Source organism: Variovorax sp. AB1(2024), from assembly GCF_037482385.2.
Lineage (GTDB): Bacteria > Pseudomonadota > Gammaproteobacteria > Burkholderiales > Burkholderiaceae_C > Variovorax.
This window is the reverse complement of record NZ_JBBHKP020000001.1, coordinates 5,170,237-5,188,333: the sequence shown is the minus strand read 5'-3', so window position 1 is coordinate 5,188,333 and position 18,097 is coordinate 5,170,237. Positions and strand designations below refer to the sequence as shown.

16 protein-coding genes and 2 pseudogenes are annotated in these 18,097 nt (G+C 63.2%); 10 read left to right on the top strand and 8 right to left on the bottom strand.

The window, feature by feature from the left end; genetic code table 11:
- Positions 1-3: 3 nt before the first annotated feature.
- From WIX39_RS24285 to WIX39_RS24260, 6 genes are all read left to right on the top strand, one after another.
- Complete coding sequence (locus WIX39_RS24285) at positions 4-942, top strand: DedA family protein/thiosulfate sulfurtransferase GlpE (protein ID WP_285414627.1); 939 nt, start codon at positions 4-6, stop codon at positions 940-942.
- A gap of 106 nt (positions 943-1,048) precedes the next feature.
- Positions 1,049-2,266, top strand: coding sequence for an MFS transporter (locus WIX39_RS24280; RefSeq protein WP_409196054.1), 1,218 nt, complete (start codon positions 1,049-1,051; stop codon positions 2,264-2,266).
- Positions 2,267-2,280: 14 nt separating this feature from the next.
- A complete protein-coding gene (locus WIX39_RS24275; RefSeq protein WP_409196053.1) occupies positions 2,281-3,261 on the top strand; it encodes a hypothetical protein in 981 nt (326 codons plus the stop codon).
- Between the two features lie 67 nt (positions 3,262-3,328).
- Positions 3,329-4,702 (top strand): cache domain-containing protein, encoded by a 1,374-nt coding sequence (locus tag WIX39_RS24270; protein ID WP_409196052.1) that lies wholly within the window; start codon positions 3,329-3,331, stop codon positions 4,700-4,702.
- Entirely contained in the window at positions 4,699-5,334 is a 636-nt protein-coding gene (locus WIX39_RS24265) for a response regulator transcription factor (RefSeq protein ID WP_106937168.1), read from the top strand. Before WIX39_RS24270 ends, WIX39_RS24265 begins: the two co-directional genes overlap by 4 nt.
- A gap of 243 nt (positions 5,335-5,577) precedes the next feature.
- Positions 5,578-5,832: a hypothetical protein gene (locus WIX39_RS24260; RefSeq protein ID WP_409196051.1), complete on the top strand. Its 255-nt coding sequence runs from the start codon at positions 5,578-5,580 to the stop codon at positions 5,830-5,832.
- An 80-nt stretch (positions 5,833-5,912) separates the two neighbouring features.
- Here WIX39_RS24260 and WIX39_RS24255 read toward each other — a convergent pair whose 3' ends face one another.
- Positions 5,913-6,395: a GreA/GreB family elongation factor gene (locus WIX39_RS24255; RefSeq protein WP_106937170.1), complete on the bottom strand. Its 483-nt coding sequence runs from the start codon at positions 6,393-6,395 to the stop codon at positions 5,913-5,915.
- A gap of 298 nt (positions 6,396-6,693) precedes the next feature.
- Here WIX39_RS24255 and WIX39_RS24250 point away from each other — a divergent pair, with 298 nt between their 5' ends.
- The 3 genes from WIX39_RS24250 to WIX39_RS24240 all read left to right on the top strand — a co-directional run bounded on the left by WIX39_RS24250 (position 6,694) and on the right by WIX39_RS24240 (position 9,335).
- Entirely contained in the window at positions 6,694-7,203 is a 510-nt protein-coding gene (locus WIX39_RS24250) for a DUF1993 domain-containing protein (protein ID WP_106937171.1), read from the top strand.
- 90 nt (positions 7,204-7,293) lie between these two features.
- Positions 7,294-7,641 (top strand): hypothetical protein, encoded by a 348-nt coding sequence (locus WIX39_RS24245; protein WP_159053722.1) that lies wholly within the window; start codon positions 7,294-7,296, stop codon positions 7,639-7,641.
- Positions 7,642-7,739: 98 nt separating this feature from the next.
- Complete coding sequence (locus WIX39_RS24240; RefSeq protein ID WP_106937173.1) at positions 7,740-9,335, top strand: hypothetical protein; 1,596 nt, start codon at positions 7,740-7,742, stop codon at positions 9,333-9,335.
- Between the two features lie 315 nt (positions 9,336-9,650).
- On the opposite strand, the gene WIX39_RS24235 is transcribed toward WIX39_RS24240, so the two are convergent.
- A complete protein-coding gene (locus WIX39_RS24235; protein WP_409196050.1) occupies positions 9,651-13,658 on the bottom strand; it encodes a hypothetical protein in 4,008 nt (1,335 codons plus the stop codon).
- A gap of 148 nt (positions 13,659-13,806) precedes the next feature.
- Positions 13,807-13,978: pseudogene (locus WIX39_RS24230) on the bottom strand (IS3 family transposase); the annotation flags it as partial.
- Here WIX39_RS24230 and WIX39_RS24225 point away from each other — a divergent pair.
- Positions 13,925-14,062, top strand: a complete 138-nt coding sequence (locus WIX39_RS24225) for a hypothetical protein (protein WP_234382996.1) — start codon at positions 13,925-13,927, stop codon at positions 14,060-14,062. The pseudogene WIX39_RS24230 and the gene WIX39_RS24225 sit on opposite strands and share 54 nt — an antisense overlap.
- Positions 14,063-14,485: 423 nt before the next feature.
- Here WIX39_RS24225 and WIX39_RS24220 read toward each other — a convergent pair whose 3' ends face one another.
- The 5 genes and pseudogenes from WIX39_RS24220 to WIX39_RS24200 all read right to left on the bottom strand — a co-directional run bounded on the left by WIX39_RS24220 (position 14,486) and on the right by WIX39_RS24200 (position 18,078).
- Positions 14,486-14,638: a hypothetical protein gene (locus tag WIX39_RS24220; protein ID WP_234382399.1), complete on the bottom strand. Its 153-nt coding sequence runs from the start codon at positions 14,636-14,638 to the stop codon at positions 14,486-14,488.
- A gap of 27 nt (positions 14,639-14,665) precedes the next feature.
- Positions 14,666-14,722 (bottom strand): annotated as a pseudogene (locus WIX39_RS24215) (hypothetical protein); the annotation flags it as partial.
- Positions 14,723-14,874: 152 nt separating this feature from the next.
- Positions 14,875-16,080 carry a dimethylsulfonioproprionate lyase DddY gene (dddY, locus tag WIX39_RS24210; RefSeq protein WP_106937176.1) on the bottom strand — a complete coding sequence of 402 codons (1,206 nt, stop codon included), beginning with the start codon at positions 16,078-16,080 and terminating at the stop codon, positions 14,875-14,877.
- Between the two features lie 72 nt (positions 16,081-16,152).
- Positions 16,153-17,145, bottom strand: a complete 993-nt coding sequence (locus WIX39_RS24205) for an MDR family oxidoreductase (RefSeq protein WP_106937177.1) — start codon at positions 17,143-17,145, stop codon at positions 16,153-16,155.
- 48 nt (positions 17,146-17,193) lie between these two features.
- Positions 17,194-18,078, bottom strand: a complete 885-nt coding sequence (locus WIX39_RS24200; protein ID WP_199851894.1) for an enoyl-CoA hydratase — start codon at positions 18,076-18,078, stop codon at positions 17,194-17,196.
- Positions 18,079-18,097: the final 19 nt, after the last annotated feature.

Below are 18,097 nucleotides of genomic sequence, written 5' to 3'. Positions count from 1 at the left end.
CGCATGGCGCAGCTGATGTCGCTGCTCGTGCAGAACGCCATTCTGGTGGTCTTTGCCGTCAGTTTCGCCGCGCGCCTGGGGCTGCCCGTGCCGGCGGCCGCCGTGCTGGTGCTCACCGGCGCGCTGCTGGCGGCGGGCGACGTGTCGGTGCCCGGGGTGGTGCTGGCCGCCGTGGTTGCCAACCTGCTGGGCGACGCGGCGTGGTTCTATGCGGGCCGGCGCTTCGGCTACCGCTTTATGCGCCTCCTGTGCCGCATTTCGCTGTCGCCCGATACCTGCGTGCGGCGCGGCGAATCGCTCATCACCGACTGGGGCGGGCTGTCGCTGGTGGCGGCCAAGTTCGTGCCGGGCGTGTCGGTGGTGGCGCCGCCTATGGCGGGGGCGCTGGGCATGTCGGTGCGGCGCTTCATCGGCTTCGACATTGGCGCGGCGCTGGTCTGGACCGGCCTGTTCCTCGGGCTGGGCTGGGTCTTCCGCAACCAGATCCAGGAGGTGCTGGCCATCATGGCGCAGGCCGGCGGCATCGCCACGGTGGCGCTGGGCGTGCTGCTGCTGGTGATTCTCGCGGTGCGCTACTGGCGCCGCCGCGCCTTCATGCGGCTCACCGGCATGCCGCGCATCTCGGTCGACGAGCTGCATGAACTGCTCTCCAGCGAAGAACCTCCGCTGGTGATCGACGTGCGGGGCAAGGCCGGCTTGCAGGTCGATCCGCGCCGCATTCCGGGCGCCATGCCGTACACGCTCAAGGCGCTGCAGCAGCGCAACCTCGACCTGTCGCATGCCCGGGGCCGCGACGTGGTGCTGTATTGCAACTGCCCCAACGAGGTCTCGGCCGCGCAGGCTGCGCGCGTGCTGCTGGCCCGTGGCGCGCGCCGGGCGCTGCCGCTGACCGGCGGGCTCGACGCATGGGTGGCCTCGGGCCGGCCGACCAGCGTGGATTGAATCCAGGGTTGCCCCGGCGGCCATCTGCACGAATCGGCCTCCCGTGCTATGGTCCCCGGCCCTCGGGATAACCCTAGAGGTTGCCCTGCAGAAACCGGGATTCCTCGTGTCTTCAACCTCCAAAACTCCTCATTCACCGGCCGGCCTCACGCCCTTGCTGACGCTGGTCTTCGCCGTGGCCTGCGGCCTGTGCGTGGCCAACATCTACTACGCGCAGCCGCTGATCGGCCCCATCTCCGACACGCTGCAGCTGCACGCCGGCTTGGCCGGGCTCATCATGACGCTCACCCAGCTCGGCTACGGCGCCGGCCTGCTGCTGCTGGTGCCGCTGGCCGACGTGGTCGAGAACCGGCGGCTGATCGTCGGCGCGCTCTTCGGCGCGGTGATCGGGCTGGTGGGCATCGCGCTCTCGGACTCGGCCATCACCTTCCTGGCCGCTTCTTTCGTGGTGGGCGCATGCGCGGTCGCGGCGCAGGTGCTGCTGCCCTTTGCCTCGCACCTGGCGCCCGAGGCCACGCGCGGCAAGGTGGTCGGCAACATCATGGCCGGCCTGCTCGGCGGCATCATGCTGGCGCGGCCCTTTGCCAGCATGGTGGCTTCCGCATTGGGCTGGCGCGCGGTGTTCTGGCTGTCGGCGGTGCTGATGGCCGCGCTCATCGTGGTGCTGTGGCGCGTGCTGCCGCAGCGCCGCCCGCATGCATCGGTGGGCTATGCGCGCACCATGGCCTCGCTGCCGGGCATCGTCTGGAACACGCCGGTGCTGCGCCGGCGCGGGCTTTACCAGGGAATGATGTTCTCCGGCTTCCAGGCCTTCTGGACGGCAGTGCCGCTGGCGCTGGCGCATGAATTCGGCATGGGGCAGGGCGGCATCGCGGCATTCGCGCTGGCAGGCGCCGCCGGTGCGCTCATGGCGCCCATCGCCGGCCGGCTGGCCGACCGGGGGCTGACCCGTCCGGCCACGGGCATCGCCATTGCCGTGGCGCTGTTCTCCTTCCTGCTGGGGGCGGTGGCCATGCACTACCGCTCGCTGGCCGGGCTGGTGGCGGCGGGCATCCTGCTCGACGGCGCGGTGCAGCTGTGCCAGGTGCTGAACTTCCGCAGCCTCTTCATGCTGGCGCCGGAGCTGCGCGGCCGGCTCAACGGGCTGTTCATGACCTTCATCTTCATCTGCGCGGCGGTGGCCTCCGGCATTGCGGCGGCCGTGTATGCCTTCCATGGCTGGAGCGGGCTGTGCCTGCTGGGTGGCGGCTATGTGCTGGTGGCGCTGCTGTACTACGCGACCGAGTTCCGCCAGCAGCCTGCTGCGGCGGCGGTCAGCCGGTAGTTGCCTTGCAGCCGATGAGTTCGCCGGTTTTTTCGCGCTCCATCCAGGTAACCCAGACAGACGCCAGCGGCATCTGGCCCATCCTGGTGCTCTGCGCGGCCTACTCCGCGTTGCTGGTCGCCGGGGCGGCATGGGCGATCGACCTGGACGCCAAGGGCTGGCACATCGCGCTGGACATGCTGGCCTTGCTCGCACTCGTCGCGCTGTGGCTGGTGGGCCTGGTGGCCGTCGTGAGGGCATGGATCTGGGGCGAGACGCATTGGCTGGCCAAGGGCCGGGCCAGGCCGTTCAGCGAATGCACGCCCGTCGACATCGGCGAAGCTGGCTTCTCCGTGCAGGGCCTCGGCCACGTCGACTGGATCGACGTGCTGGCCCTCGAAGGCATTCCCGACAGCGACAACTACCTGATCGTTCATACACGGCCATTCAGAAAGCTGATGCTGGCGGCGCCCGTCGATGAACTCGTGCCGGTCTTCAACCACTATCTTGCACAGGCAGGCAGCGCCAAGGCAACACGGGCAGGCACGCTGCAAAGCCGCGCCCTGGTTTTCTGCTGGCGGTGCTTTCTGGCGTGGATCTGGGCGGGCTATGCGCTGGCGGGCGCAGGTGGCATCGCGCTGCTGCTCAATGCGTCGAATGCGGGATTCGTGAAGACCATGGTGGGCCTCTGCGTTCTCATGCCGCTGGTCGCCTGGCTGGTCTGGGCCGTTCCGATCTCGCGGATCAGCACCTTCGCGCCCTCGCGGGTGCGGGCCTTCGAGCTCCACGGTACGCGGCTGCGCAGCACCGACGACGAATGGCAGTCCGACCTGCTGCAATCGCGCATCAGCCTTCGCCGTGCGAGCGGCATCGGCTACGAATTTTCTTTCCTGGCCATCCGCCCTCTTTCGGGCAAGGGGCTCGACCTGATCCTGGAAGGCGGCGCCGAGCAGGAGGCATTGCTCGACGCACTGAGTGACCGAGGCCTGCTGCCCGCGTTGAACCCGCAAGACTGAGCAGCATCAGCAGCCCGCCCAGGCGGCCGGCATCGGCAGAAGTGCGCGGTGGTAGGCTTGCCGCCCGATGAATCTCCGCCTCAAGATCGTTGCGCTTGCCGTCGCGCCCTTGCTCATCGCACTGGTGCTGGTGGCCCTTGCCGTGCGCCACCAGGAGCACGACCTTGCCCAGCGCGAGCGCGCCCTCATCGAGAACAGCTACATGGCCCAGCGCCGCAGCGAACTGCGCAGCTACGTGGACCTGGCCGTGAGCAACCTGCTGCCGCTGTACGAATCCGGCCAGGACGACGAGGCCACGCGCAACGAGGCGCTGCGCCGGCTGGCCGCGCTCAACTATGGCGACGACGGCTACTTCTTCGTCTACGACATGGAAGGCAACTCCCTCATGCATTCGCGCCAGCCCGAGCTGGTGGGCCAGAACCTCTGGGGCATGCGCGATTCGCAAGGCCGCTACACCATCCAGGACCTGATCAAGGGCGCGAAGGAAAAAGGCGGCGCCTACGTCGAATACGAATGGCGCAAGCCGTCGAGCGCGCAGCTGGCGCCCAAGCTCGGCTACGTCACCGCCATGCCGCGCTGGAACTGGATGGTCGGCACCGGCCTGTACCTGGACGACATCCAGTCGACCATGGACACCCTCGACCGGCAGATGAACGCCAACGTCACCGCCACGCTGCTGTGGATAGCCGGCATTGCCGCGCTGTGCCTGGGCGTGGTCAGCGCCGCCGGGCTGCTGCTGAACCTCAGCGAGCACCGCACGGCCGAAGCCAAGCTGCGGCTGCTCGCGCGCCGCGTGGTGCAGTCGCAGGAAGAAGAGCGCGGCCACCTCGCGCGCGAACTGCACGACGGCACCAGCCAGACGCTGGTGTCGGCCAAGCTGCTCATCGAATCGGCCGTGGAGTCGCTGGAAAGCCGGCACCAGCCCACGCCGACCGCGCTGCCCAAGGCGCTGCAGCGGCTGAACGATTCGCTGATGGAGGTGCGCCGCATCTCGCACCGGCTGCGCCCCGCATTGCTCGACACCCTGGGCCTGCCCGCCGCGCTGGAGCGGCTGGTCGACGAGTTCCGGGACGAAGGCGCCGTCGATGCGTCGATGATGATCGAGGGCGAAGCCTTCGAGCTGCAGCCCGAGGTGAAGACCGCGCTCTTCCGCCTCACGCAGGAAGCGCTGACCAACGTGCGCAAGCATGCCGACGCACAGCACGTGCACGTGGCGCTGGCCTTCGACGAGAAAGACGGCGTGCGGCTCGAAGTGAGCGACGACGGCACCGGCTTCGACATCGATGCCGTGCAGCTCGACCCTCGGCGCGGCATCGGCCTGCGCAACATGCGCGAGCGCATGGAAGCCATTGGCGGCCAGCTGGCCATGCACTCGAACCAAGGCCGCACCTCCATCGAGGCCGAAGTGCCGGCTCGCAACGCAAGGGCCGCATCCGCATGACCGCAGACACCATTCGCCTCTTCCTGGTGGACGACCACCCGCTGGTGCGCGACGGCCTGCGCGCGCGGCTGGGCAGCATGCCCAACCTGGAGATCGTCGGCGAGGCCGGCAGCGCGGCCGAGGCGCTCGCGCAAGTCGACAGCGTGCGGCCCGACCTCATGCTCATGGACGTCGGCATGAAGGACATGAACGGTATCGAGCTTGCGGCCCTGCTGCTGCAGCGCCAGGGCGCGCCGCACATCGTGATGCTCAGCATGTACGACAACCCCGAGTACGTGCAGAAGGCCCTGCAGGCCGGCGCGCGCGGCTACGTGCTGAAAGACGCGCCGGCGGCGGAGATCGTCGCGGCCATCGAGGCCGTGTCGGCGGGCGGCACCTTCCTGAGCCCGGCCGTGTCGAAGAAGCTCTTCCGCACGCAGGAGCCGCGCCCCCTGCTCACGCCGCGAGAAAGCGAGATCCTCTCGGCGCTGGGGCGAGGCGAATCGAGCAAGCAGATTGCGCGCGACCTGGGCCTGAGCGTGCGCACGGTGGAGGCGCACCGGCAGAGCATCAAGCGGCGGCTGGGCATCGAGGGGCAGGCGGAGCTGATCAAGTACGCGGTGGAGCACGCGCGGAAGTTCGGACAAAGCTGATTCGACTGGCCGAGAGCCGTCACATCGCGAATACCTGCGCCATTCGAGAACTTCTGGGCAGAAGTTTTTCTCGCGCCGGGCTGGTTTTCTCTACAGTGAATGCCCTTGTGATTCCACGCCCTGCTACCGGTGCAACGCGCATCGATGCAGGCGTGGAGCACAAAAGGCGACGGCCAAGGTGCGCGAACACCTTGACCGTCTAACCAAGTGACGTGCATTTACTTTGGAAAGAGAGCACACCAAATGGCTGGACGAATTATGGCCGGGCCTGCAAGGCCGGTATCCGCGGACGCGACCACTCCCACCACACCGGGGGCGTCTGATCTTCTTGAAATCAAGCTGGAGCAACTGAACTCGCTGCTGTGGTGCTTCTACGGCGCCGGGGACGGATGGTTCCAGGATGCGGGGGAGGCGCATCGGGAGAATCTGCTTTGGATTGCTTCGGATTTGGCGCGGGAGGCTGTGGCGTTGTTTCAGGAGATGAGCCCGGCTGGATAGGGCTTGCCAGCCAGCCGGTACATTCACGACGCCTGAACGTCGGCAGACCTCGGCCAATTCGGCGTGAACTTGCTTGCGGCTCAATGAACCCGCAGCACCTCAAACTGCAGTCGGGTTTGAGCCACCTGTATTGATACCTCATCACCCTCGCATTTGCCGAGCATGGCCCTGCCCAAAGGTGCTTCGCTGCTGATGACCTGAACGAGCTGAGCGCCGCTGGCCAACTTCATGCCGCCCGCATTCGGACCGAGGAAAAGCTGTTGCTGCTTGTCGTCGGAATCGACCAGGCAGACCAGCGCGCCGAGCTGTATACCTTTGCTGGCGTCGTAGGGACGCGGGCGGAATTGGCGCCAATTGGCCATCGCCTGGCGGATCGCTTCGGCGCGCCGGGCTTGGCCGGTGGCCAGGTAGGCGGCTTCGAGTCCCAATGTGTCGTATTTGTTTTCGGCGATGTTCTCTTCGTGGGTCGCGGTTTCATGGGCCGCCCGCACTGCCTGCTCGGCTTGCAGCAGGTCTTCGGCGAGCCGTTCCAGCACCTGCTGTTGCAGCAAGAATTTATCCATGACGAAAGGCCGGCATCTCGAGCAAGCGGGGGTAGGTTTCGAACATGAAGGGCTCCAGAACCCTTCGACGCTTATGTGTTGGCTGCAGGTCAACTTGAGCCATGGGCCCATCCGCACCGTTCGCTTCCAGCTGGTGAGCTGCCCTTCAACGCGGCGGCTCCGACTACCAGCGGGAAGAAAACCCGGCCATAAAAGCCGGGTGATTCAGTTCGCCCTGTGCTGTTAGCCTTGCACGGTCGGCAGGGTCTCTGCCACGCCAACTCCGGCCATCGCGCCCAATCTTAGAAGTGAACTCACTATGACCAGCCCGCTGTACAACGCCTCCGTTCCCGTCATGCAGCAGATGCTGCGCGCCATGTCCGACGTGCTCAAGAAGGCCGAAGACCACGCAACGCAAAAAAATATCGATCCGAACGCGCTGCTGCAGGCACGGCTGTTCCCTGACATGTTTCCGCTGGTACGTCAGGTACAGATCGCCGCAGACTTCTCCAAGGGCATCGCCTCCCGCCTGGCTGGTGCCGAGGTGCCGTCGTGGCCAGACACTGAGGCCAGCTTCGCCGAGCTGCAAGCGTTGATCGCCAAAGCTTTGGCCCATATCGGCTCGTTCGAGGCTGAGCAATTCGATTCAAGCGAGGGCCGCGAGATCGTATTGCGCCCCGGCACCCCCAAGGAAAAGAAGCTGACCGCAGGCGCATATCTTCTGCACTATGGGCTGCCGCAGTTTTTCTTCCACGTGACCACTACCTATGCCATCTTGCGCCACAACGGTGTTGAGATCGGTAAGCGCGACTACATGGGTGCGTACTGACCCAAGACAGAGAAGAGTTCAGCCGCTATGGCCACTGCCGCTCGATAGCAACTAGAGGCTCCGTTCGACGTTGTTCTGCTGATGGGGGTCATGCAGCGATCTCAATCTATCGACGCCGATCATCGCTTGTCCGGTGATTTGCCCACTGCGGACATCGAGCACAAGCCGCTCGGAGCCTCGAGCGACCGGTTTGTGGGGGCGGAGCTGCCGCCGGTGGCCCCTAACTTCCTCAAGGACGACTTCCGCGGCTCTGAACTCACGCAGTCGACCCACAGCAAACATCGATCTCGCAGAACAACGCTCTCTGAGCCGCCCAGCATCGGTAGCGAATGGTCGTGCTACATTGCATTCGAAGCGGAAGCGTTCGAAAGAGCTCCTCTCGCGTGGTTGATCGTCGGCACCCCCGAGGACATTGGAGTGCTCAATGGACGCTTCTAGCGCCTACTCAACCCTGTTCAGCATAGATGCAATACTGCCGCTGGCGATCTCATGCACTCCACCAAATTTACTCGTTACAGGAGCCCTGGAGCGACCCTATGACGATCTCGAACAACGCCATCCTGCCACAGCGCGTGGGCGGCGCTTCGATCAACATCGAAGACGAACTCGTGACCTACATGCGTTCGCTGGCTAGGACGTCCAATCGCAAGATCGAGGCAGTCCTTTCCTGGTATGGGCTGCGAGGGGGAAAGCGGCTAACGCTTGAAGATATCGGCGATCAATTGGGCGTCACTCGCGCTCGGGCGCAGCAGATGATCAATGGCGCGTTTCGAACGGCCATCCTCGCAAAGCCACTGTCTGTGCTCGCCGCTGTCTCGCAACTGCTAAGCGAGCAGCAGTGCATTCGTGGCGATGAGTTGCTGCGATTGCTGTCGGCCAACGGCATCACCTGGCCCGGAAGCATGGATGGCCTGCTGGTATTGCTGCACGAGGCGAATCTGTGCACAGGGGTGGGCTTGTACACAGCGTCTTTTCAGAGCACCACCCGCGGTGTCGTGGCCGAGCCCGCCTCCCTGTACCTGGGCCGAGAGCGATTCGTCGAGATGTTGAGGCGATGCTTCAAGGAGGCCTCCGATCTGCCGGGGCAACTTGGTATCGCCAACTTGAGGGACCTCGCCGCCCGCAGCAATTGGCCGCCTGATAGCGAACGCTTCGTGCGCAGCGCCATCAAAGCCTCGGGGGTCACCTGGTTCGATGAGCAGGGCGAGGACTTCTGGTATGTCTTCGAGACCCGCGCCAACACGCTGTTCAGTCTGCTGGCAAAAGTGTTCGCGGTGATCGATGCGGCCGAGATCTCGCAACTTGGACCTGTGCTGTCCAATGCTCTTCGCAAGCGCTCGCAGGCCTATGAATATCCGAGTGTGCCTGTCATCGAGTCGTACCTGCGCAATTCCGTTTACCTGATCCGACACGAGGAGATTGTGACCTGGGCCGGACGCGAGGCGCAGGACGGCACAAGCCATCAATTGGCGCCGATTGAACGCGACACGGTGCAATTCCTGTCCGCGGTGCCGTACACAACGTATCCCGCCTTAAAAGAACACCTGCAGGGAAAAGGCTACGGTGATCCGGCGATCGTCAAAGCCACCATGAGTTCCGCGCTGGTCCAAGTGGACAGAAGCGCGGGACGCCAGAACTACCTGTACCGGCTTGTGCCGGCCGCACACATGCCGGTCGTCGACCAGAATGCAGCGCGCTACGCGCAGTTCGTGGCCAAGCTGGGTGAACTGCTTGAGCACGGAACGGACGAGGAAGTCGAAGGCACGCGTCGCAAGGAACAGGGGCTTCTGCAGGATTGGCTGTTCGCAGGCAAGAAGGAGCAGTGCTGCGCCATGTGCGGGCGCACTTTCTCAGTTGGCGCGCTGGTGACGGCGCACAAGAAAAGGCGGGCCGACTGCGTAGCCGCAGAGCGGCTTGATCCGCACATCGTCATGCCGCTGTGCACCTTCGGTTGCGACTACCTATACGAGCGCGGCTATGTGTACTTCGACGGCTTCGAGATGGTGGCGAACCAGGACATGACCGCTGCAACTGCTGACTGGAAAGCCGCACAGGATCTGGCCGGACGGTCGTTGCACAGTTTATTTCGCGCCGGCGGCTCGAAGTACTTGCGCGGCAAGCCAGCCGTCTAACCCCTTTCAGCTTGGTGCACCTCTGCTCGTCGAAGCGGCACGGGATTTCCGAGCAGACGGAAATCTTCGGCGCTCGCTGGCGACCGCGCTGGCGTAAGCGCGAGCCGGCCGCTCCGAACGGCTGCAGTCTAGTGTCGGGCGAACTGGTGGTACCGGCCAGATGCGGAGTCGCTGGTGCTGCTCGCGGGCCTGTTCTACTTGATCCTCAACTTGCGATAGGGGTCGCTCCTGAAAATGCATGCACAAGGTTCCTGCAGGACAGAGTGAAAAACTGCTAGAGCACCGCCCAGCTCACACCGAGCGCAACCCGAGTTGCTATTCAAAGCGCTCATTGCGCGCCTGATGCTCCTCGAGCTCCCGCCTCGTCTCGCGGTCAATCGTGAGCATCACACGGCTTCTCCAACTCGCGACAACATTGGCATTCTCGGGCCCCAGTACGTCCGCCAACTGATCCAACAAAGGTAGTCGCTGCCGGATGGTTTCCGCCCGAGAGCCACTCCATCCAGAAGGCTCCACAAGTTCCACGAGTACCGCACCGACTGCCACAGGATCGGGTGAGTTTTGAAGCAGCGTCAGGACACGCTCGGACCACCTCGGGGCCTGGTTGCTCTCCGCGACGGCAAATGCAGGCAATAACGGCGCGACCCGAAGCCATCTCTGCGGTGATCCGGTGCGACACCAGTTCATGAGCGCATCGATCGGAATTTCGGTCAATGCGCTGGTTCTACGGCCCCCAGCCAGTGCGTAGCGACGCATGTAGTAGTTGTCGGTGTCGTCCTCATCGCCCACCAGCGCATTCAAGGCAAGGTGTGGCTGAACCTTGAACAAGGCCGCAATTGTTTCGGTGAGGTCATAGCGCGAGAACCTGTGGTCGTCGAACTTCTGGCGCAACGTCGAGAGCAGGGTGCGTGCCGTCGATTCCCCTTCAGGTCCGCAAAGGAATTTTTTGATCACGCCGGAGAGCTCGTGATCCAGACGATGATGCGGGTTGGCTAGGGAAGCGTTCGCGATCAACGTATGAGCGGCCGCCGTCACGAGGGGGCCGATCGGATGGTCCTTGCCATGGATGTGCATATATAGAACGTCGATGGCGACACTAAGACCATCCGGCTTGATGCTCAATTTCTGCAGTAGCCCGGCAAGAAGGTCGTCCGACAAGTGTTCGGTTGCGCGGCCGAACGCAAGATGCCGGAATACCCACGCGGTCACGGCAGGGTTGTCCATGGACGTAAGCAGGCGACTGCATCCTGACTCGTCGAGCGGGGCGCTCAACTGAAGTACTGGAACCCACGGTGCGAGAGCTGCGCGGCCCATCGCCTCATCGAGGCAGCGCTCGAATGTGCCTCGATCCCGGCCATGCGTCGCATGCAGAAAACCACGGAGGATTTGGACACTTCGCTGCTCTTCAGGTGTGTCTTCAAAGGCGCTTGTCACTGCCGCCCAACAGGCGCTCAACGACTCCACGGCGTCGGCCAAGCCTGCCCCAAAGCTCCAATGCCGACCTTGCTGATTCGTGACAAGCAGAGGCAGAAGGACATCGAAGGCTCCCGGGTCATTGGCGACGAGCTCGCCAAGCTCCTTCGCGCGCACTTCAGCAAGCTCGTAGCCAGAGACGGCGTCCTCCCCCTCAACGTAGTCAAGCCCGGAGGCGTAGTCAACCAGCACCGTGGCCTTCACACGGGCGACGAGCGTCTTCGGACGAGCGCGCTCCTCCAGCTTCTTAAGCCGTTGGAGCACGGCGGCGTGCAGCGACTTTTCGTCGAACCGGATGGTTTCCCGGATGCCCAGCCATCCACGCTCCCAGCCCAAGTCAATCAGCCGCTCAGCGACGGGCTCCAGCACGTCCGCCATACCCGCAACTGACCAGAGCGTCCGAAAGCGCTTCGCCAAAAGATCTCGCGCGTCGGAGGCCCGTGGCCCGCTTCCCGTGGCCACCTCGGCGGCGAGATTGATAAAGGTAGCGAACCACTCGCGGATCGCTTTTCCTTCCGGGTTGGAGCCATAGTCGCGCACACGAGCGCCGAATTCGAACTCGTAGCTTGACGAGAAGTGATGCGCCTCCATGGTGGAGTCAAGTGCTTTCAAGCCAATTTTCCCCAACACTTCGTCACCAGACTCCAATGTTTCTCGGATCCAATTCGCGCGTTGTTCCGTTGTAGCGTGCGTGCCCGAAAGGTAGAGCGTAAAGAGGGATGCAATTACGGATCGGGTGGGCTCCATACGCTCATCCTCAGCCTCAGTGCGAGCAAAGGCGACGAGGACAGACAGACATTCGTCGAAGTACTTTGGCTCGTAGGCAATGGATCGGACCAGTCGAACAAAGCGCGTGCGTGAGGGTGCTTTCGCTGACAGTAGCTCTGCCGCTGCAGGCCCCTCGACGGCTCGCTTGATAGCGGATAAGGTTCCCGCAGGAGAAACCGGCGCAATGTTGGACAGAACTTCCAGCAGGAATGGGGAGAGGCCCGCTACGTCCCCTAGTAGACCGCCCTCAGCCAGCCAGCCTTTGGCGAATCTCTGGGCAGATGGTGAGGTGTGCAGGTAGCCTAGCCGCCGAGAGAAAGAGCGCAGCAATCGATCTTGGGGCGCCACCAGCTTCGCGTGCAGCAGTGAGTGTGGAATGGAATCGAGCGCTTGCGCCGCAAGCGGGTTCGCGATCGCATGAGGAAGAATGGCGCGCCACTTGCTTCGGCGCTGTGCCAGGCCGCGCTGCTGGAGGTCATTCACAAGCCGGTAGAGCGTCAGGGGCGAGATTTCAGCGAGTGCGGATAGCGCACTGAGCTCGCCTTCTAGGTCTTCTCCATCGAACGAATAGACAAGGGCACATGCCTCGGCGGCGACCTTCAGTTCGTGATGCACTTCCTTGCCGAGCCAGAAGAGGCGATCGAACAAGGCGCGATCGGTCAGACCAGCGAGCGAGTCATTGGAGCCCATCGTATTGGCCAAGGCGATTGCGACACGGGAGTTGCCATCTGCGAAATCGGTGATGGTCTGGGCATTGACTTGCGAGATCTGCGGAAATTGCTGCTCGATGACTTTCGCGATGAGGTCTGGGGACGCCGCGTCAAGTTGAAAGACGCTTGTCTCAAGAGGCAAGTCCTCGCGAATGTCGTATTCGATCGTCAACAGGCTCACGCGATCAGAGATCTTGCAGCGCGCAGTGAGTTGACCGTGAAGTTCGGAGCCACAGTTGTCGACGACCAGAATCGCTCTGCGGCGCGAGGCAAGCAGTTCGTCGAGCAGTGCCAAGGGGGTCGGGTTGGAGCCTTCCCCTGTATCGGTATAGATCGCATGGTCCTGCGGGAGCGCCTCGGGGGCTGCCTCCTCTTCGAAGAGCGCCTGCGCAAAGCGCGTCTTCCCGACACCGGACAGGCCAGTCAAGCGAATTGAGGTCCCCCCAGTTCTGAGCATGGACCTGATCTTATGGAGGCCGTGGGTCAACGTGAGGCCGTTTTCCCGATCATGAGGGTCAAACAACCGGTGTTTCTCATCGGGAAGGAAGGGCTGCGCCTTGCCATCACGCGTGTTCGACCACTGACCATAAGGACGCCAACCCTGAAGGGCGCGTCCCAACTGGCTTCGGACCCATGCGACAACACCAGGATGCCGATTGGTCCAGTCGGCCAATCTCCTTGCGTCGTAATAGTCGACAAGGGCGGTCGCGGCTTCAGCTTCGCCGGCCACCGCGGCTTTCATTGCTGTGACGCGCCGCTGGTACTCGGCATCTGCCGCAGCGTCGGATGTCGCGATGATGTAGGCACCGTTTCGTTGGACCAACTCCTTTATAGAGGATCGTAGAACGCCCCCTGGGCACATCTCTTTCTGGATCTCATTCAGTCCCATCTTGGTCGCTTTGACCTGGAAGCCGACAACGCTTCGCTCGAAGTGGGACTTTTCGGCGTCCTGCTCGGAGAGCTGAACCCTGACGTCGATGCCTCCGTCAGGTGCACGCTGGTCGCCTCCCCATGTCACCGCCATCGGCGGGAGTACGGCGTCAGCCAAGCGGGCGAAACAAAGTCGCGCAATCAGGCCTCGAAGATCGGTGTCGGACAGGTCCGCAATATCTCGGGGGGAGATTTCGAAAAGTGTCTGAGCGCCTTGGGGTGTCGGCTTGCTCTTTTTGGGGCGAGCTCCTCTGGATTGCCCCCGGGTCACTTGGAGGTCGCCGCTGTCTTCCAGTGCGCGCACGTGCTTCTGCGCCGCACTTCGCGACGCAAACCCACAGGCTGTCGCGATCTCGTCAAGCGTGGGTGGGCGCCCGTCCGCTTCTACTCTGGCATGGATGAATGCCAAGACTTCACGCCTGCGGTCGCTTGATTTGTTCATGGAGAACAAATGTACTCTTCGCTGAGAACATTTGTCCACTTTTTCGGGGTGCCTGCGAAACGCGACCAAGGCTGGAGCTGGACTGCGACGTGCGCGGATCTCGCGAAAGATAAATTCTTGGGGTAAATCGACTGACGAATTGCAGCGCGAGTACGCGGCGGCCCTTTTTGATGCCGCGCTGCTCCGTCACGCGCCGCAGCTCAGCCTGTGAGACCTGCGCTTGCCCCTAGCCCTGAGTACGCCTTGATCCGTTAAAAAAGGCTGTGATGGCTAGCGCCGATCCGGGCGGAGAGATCGGCCACTCGATGGCCTCGCTCCATGATCTGCTTGACTATCTCGATCTTGAATTCTTCTGGGCAGAGTTGCTTGCTGTGCATGGCATATCCGATTGGGCCTCAGTTTGAAGCTCGAAGGTGTCTACTGGGTCCGAGGCGATTCAGCCTGTACTTGGCGAATGACCAATGTCAGATGAGCAGCGGCCATACCTTGCACGGTCAGTCGAATGACTGGTCCTGTTAGAAGCGGCCGTCCAGACCGTCGTCCGCGAATGCCTCTGACCAGTCTGAAATAGCCATTCGCTCAAAGAGGCTCGAAGACCTCCACGCCGGCGAAACCTCCATCAGCCAAGCATCGAGATCATCGAAATGTCCGGTCGCGCAGGCGATGTGTTCCTGATGGACTTGCGCGCGCCGCACACTCCATCGGTCAACTCGACGAAGAACGTGCAACTGATGGCCACCACGCGCTTCTTCTTCGGTCGGCCTTCGCGCCAAGCCCTTCCGCATCACATTTTTTAAAAAAAGTGCACGCCAGCTCTGTCGGCCCTTTCAACCCAAATCCTCAATACCCCGCCCCGGATCAACCACATCCGTCGGCTCTTCCCCCTCCGCCACACGCAGGATGTCCGCCGCACTCTGCCGCGCAGACAAAGAGGGAATCGCAACCAAAGCCAGATGCGGCGTGATCAGTACATGCTTCATTCCACACAGCAGATCATCGGCCGGCAGCGACTCGCGCCCGAACACATCAAGAGTCGCGCTGCCCGTGTGCCCGCTCTGGAGCAGTGCGGGCAGCGCGGCCTGACGCCGACCAACGCCCCGCGGGCCACGTTCGACAAGGCGGCGCCGGGGCGCTGGCGCTCAAGCCGTGCGCGGTCGAAAAGGCTCTTTTGGTCTGCGATCCGATGCGCTCGCGATCACCCGCGCAATCACCGAAGTCAGGGTTTCCAGTCGCGAACGTTGCAGACCGTCTTGGTGCCTGGGCCCATGTCCTTGACCTCGCCGGCCCCAGCGGCTGGTTGGCATGGCCGGGTCGACTGCTCGTTGTCCATGGCAGAGGAGCGCGCCCACACGGAGACCAGGCCGGAGTTCTCGATGGTCTGGTTGCAACCCTCGCGTGCGTGAAAGGCGTGAATGGCATTTCGTTCAAAGTAGGTCAGCCACTCCTTGTTCGAATCGGTGTTGGCGAACCATTTCTTCCACCGGCCGTTCGAGCCGTCGATTTCGACTGTCCAGCCCTTGTCGCCGCGCTTCTGACGAAACTGGTCGCTGTCCCAATTCATCACCATGTATTTGTTCTGGTCGATGCACTGCGGCTTGGTCAGTGTTGCGTACATCTCTTGCGGGTGGTGATAGTGGAACGGGTAGGTCGTGTTGAACAGCTGAGCCGTCATGCCGATCTCGGCGCCCACGGTTTCCCCGTCGATCTCCTTGATGCGCAGGTTGCCCCATGGTCCCATGACCTCTGCGTAGAGGTAGCCGCCGCGGAAGCGTTCGCTGCCCGCGGCCTTGTTTTCGGCATAGAAGGGAATCCAGCCGACCGAAGACCATAGCGTCGGCAGTCCGTTGATGCTCACGTCCTTGGCCCAATGGACGCTCGTGTCGGTCCGCGAAGTGACGGCGACGAAGTTCTCGTTGAACTCCAGGCCGGCCTTGCCCACTTCGCCGCCCATCTTCTTGTAGAAGTCGGTGAGCAGTGGACGGTTGAGCCACTTGGCCGTTGCCGACAGGTTCCTGGTCTGCTCGCTGGGCGTGTAGAGGGGAAATTCCTTGTAGTTCTTCTGGGTGTCGAAGCACGCCTTTGCCTTCTCCGGCTCCGCCAGGACGGCTCTCACGTGCTTGGCCATCAGCTCGACGTCACGGTACTTGAGCACGCATCGCGTCTGCGCCTTTCCGGTTTGAGAGCTGTATGTCTGAACGGTTGCCTGCGCAGAGTCCTTGCATTGGCCCGTTGGCGTTTCGATGGTCTTCAGGAACTGGCCCAGGTAGGTGAGCGACTCGTTCCAGAACTGGTCCACCAACTTTTGCTCTTCGGGCGTGTGGTTCACAGGTACCACGTCGTCCTGGCACTTGAAGTCGGCCGCGAAAGCATGGACGGATACGAGTGCGCTGCCGATGAGGCAGCTCAGAATGCGTTTGCTCATGTTTGTCTCCTTGGATACTGCAAAGGAACAGAAGCCGGGTCGCCCTCGAACAGGCGAGGCCGCTTTCTGAACTCAGGAATTGACGTCGACGACGACCCGCCCGCGGACTTTTCCGTCCAGCAGCCTTGGAGCCGTGGCGATGACCTCGGAAAGGCCGATCTCCTTGGCGATGTCCGGTAGCTTGGAAAGGTCCAGGTCGGTGGACAGGCGCTTCCATGCCGCGATTCGTTCTTCGCGAGGGCACATCACGCTGTCGATGCCCACAAGCGTTACGCCACGCAGGATGAACGGGGCTACCGATGCGGGAAGGTCCATTCCTCCAGCGAGGCCGCATGCGGTCACGACGCCGCGGTATTTGGTTGCGGCACAGATGTTTGCGAGCGTGTTGGAGCCGACCACGTCGACGGCACCGGCCCATCGCTCTTTCTGCAGCGGACGTCCGGGCGCCGCGAACTCGGCACGATCCAGCACGAGGCTTGCACCGAGTCCCGTGATGTACTGGGCCTCGTCCAGGCGGCCGGTCACGCCCGCGACCTGGTAGCCAAGCCTGGCGAGGATCGCCACCGCAAAGCTGCCGACGCCACCGGCTGCCCCGGTCACCACGATCTCGCCCGCTTCCGGTGTCACCCCGTGGCGCTCCAGTGCCATGACGCAGAGCATGGCGGTGTAGCCTGCCGTGCCGATCGCCATGGCCTCGCGCGGAGAGAACGTCGTCGGCAGCGGCACGAGCCAATCGGCGTCGACGCGTGCGCGTTGCGCCAGGCCTCCCCAATGCCGTTCACCCACGCCCCAGCCATTCAGCAGCACGGCATCGCCGGGCTTGTACATCGGGCTTTCGGACTCTTCGACCACGCCCACCAGATCGATGCCTGGAATCATCGGGAAGGAGCGGGCGATGGGAGCGCGTCCGGTGATGGCCAGCGCATCCTTGTAGTTGAGCGTGGAGTAGCTCACGCGAACCGTCACGTTGGCATGCGGAAGCTCGCTGTTGTCGAGCCGCTTGAGCGCGGCTCGATCCGGCCCTGGGCCGTCATCGATGACGATGGCTGAGAAATGTGATTGCATGGTGTTTGGACCTGTCTTCTATGAAGGGAAAAGCCGGTGCGCGGCAAATCAACGGTGCCGGAACACGGGCGCGCGTTTCGACAGGAAGGCATTCATGCCCTCCTTCTGGCCGTCGGTCGCAAAGGCTGCCTGGAACAGGCGGCGCTCGTGCAGCATGCCTTCGGACAGGCCTATTTCCAGCGCGCGGTTGACGGCTTCCTTTGCCATGCGAACGGCCGGGGCGTTGTAGCCAGCGATGGTGTGGGCAGCTTCGAGAGCCGTCTGCAGCAGTTCGCCCGCCGGCACGATTCGCGCGACCAGGCCGGCGGCCTTTGCTTCGGGCGCGGTAAGGCTGCGACCCGTAAGAATCAGGTCCATGGCCAGGGCCTTGCCCACCGATTTCGTGAGACGCTGGGAGCCACCTATGCCGGGCAGGATGCCGAGCTTGATTTCGGGCTGTCCGAAGTGCGCATCCTCGGACGCGATGATGAAGTCGCACATCATCGCGAGTTCGCAGCCGCCGCCCAACGCATAGCCGCTGACGGCCGCGATGATCGGCTTGGAGACATCGGCAAGCTCATTCCACGCGGCGAAGATGTCGCGCGACTGGAGTTCTGCAAACGTCTTGTCGGCCATCTCCTCGATGTCGGCTCCTGCGGCGAATGCGCGGGGGCTTCCGGTGATCACGATGGCGCCTATGTTGTCGTCCACGTCGAAGGTCTTCAGGGCATCGACCACCTCGCGGGACATGCGCACGTTCAGCGCGTTGAGCGGCTTGGGGCGATTCAGCGTGATGAGGCCGACCCGGTCGCGGCGCTCGACAATGATGGTCTCGTACCGTGCGGACGGAGCGTCTCGTGTTGCAGGCGGCGTGGCAGCGTCGGCGGCCGGTGCGGGGATGCTCCTGGCGGGGGCTGGCGCGGAGGTCTTTGGTGAAGTTGCGGCAATGGACATGTGGAGTTCTCCTTCGGAC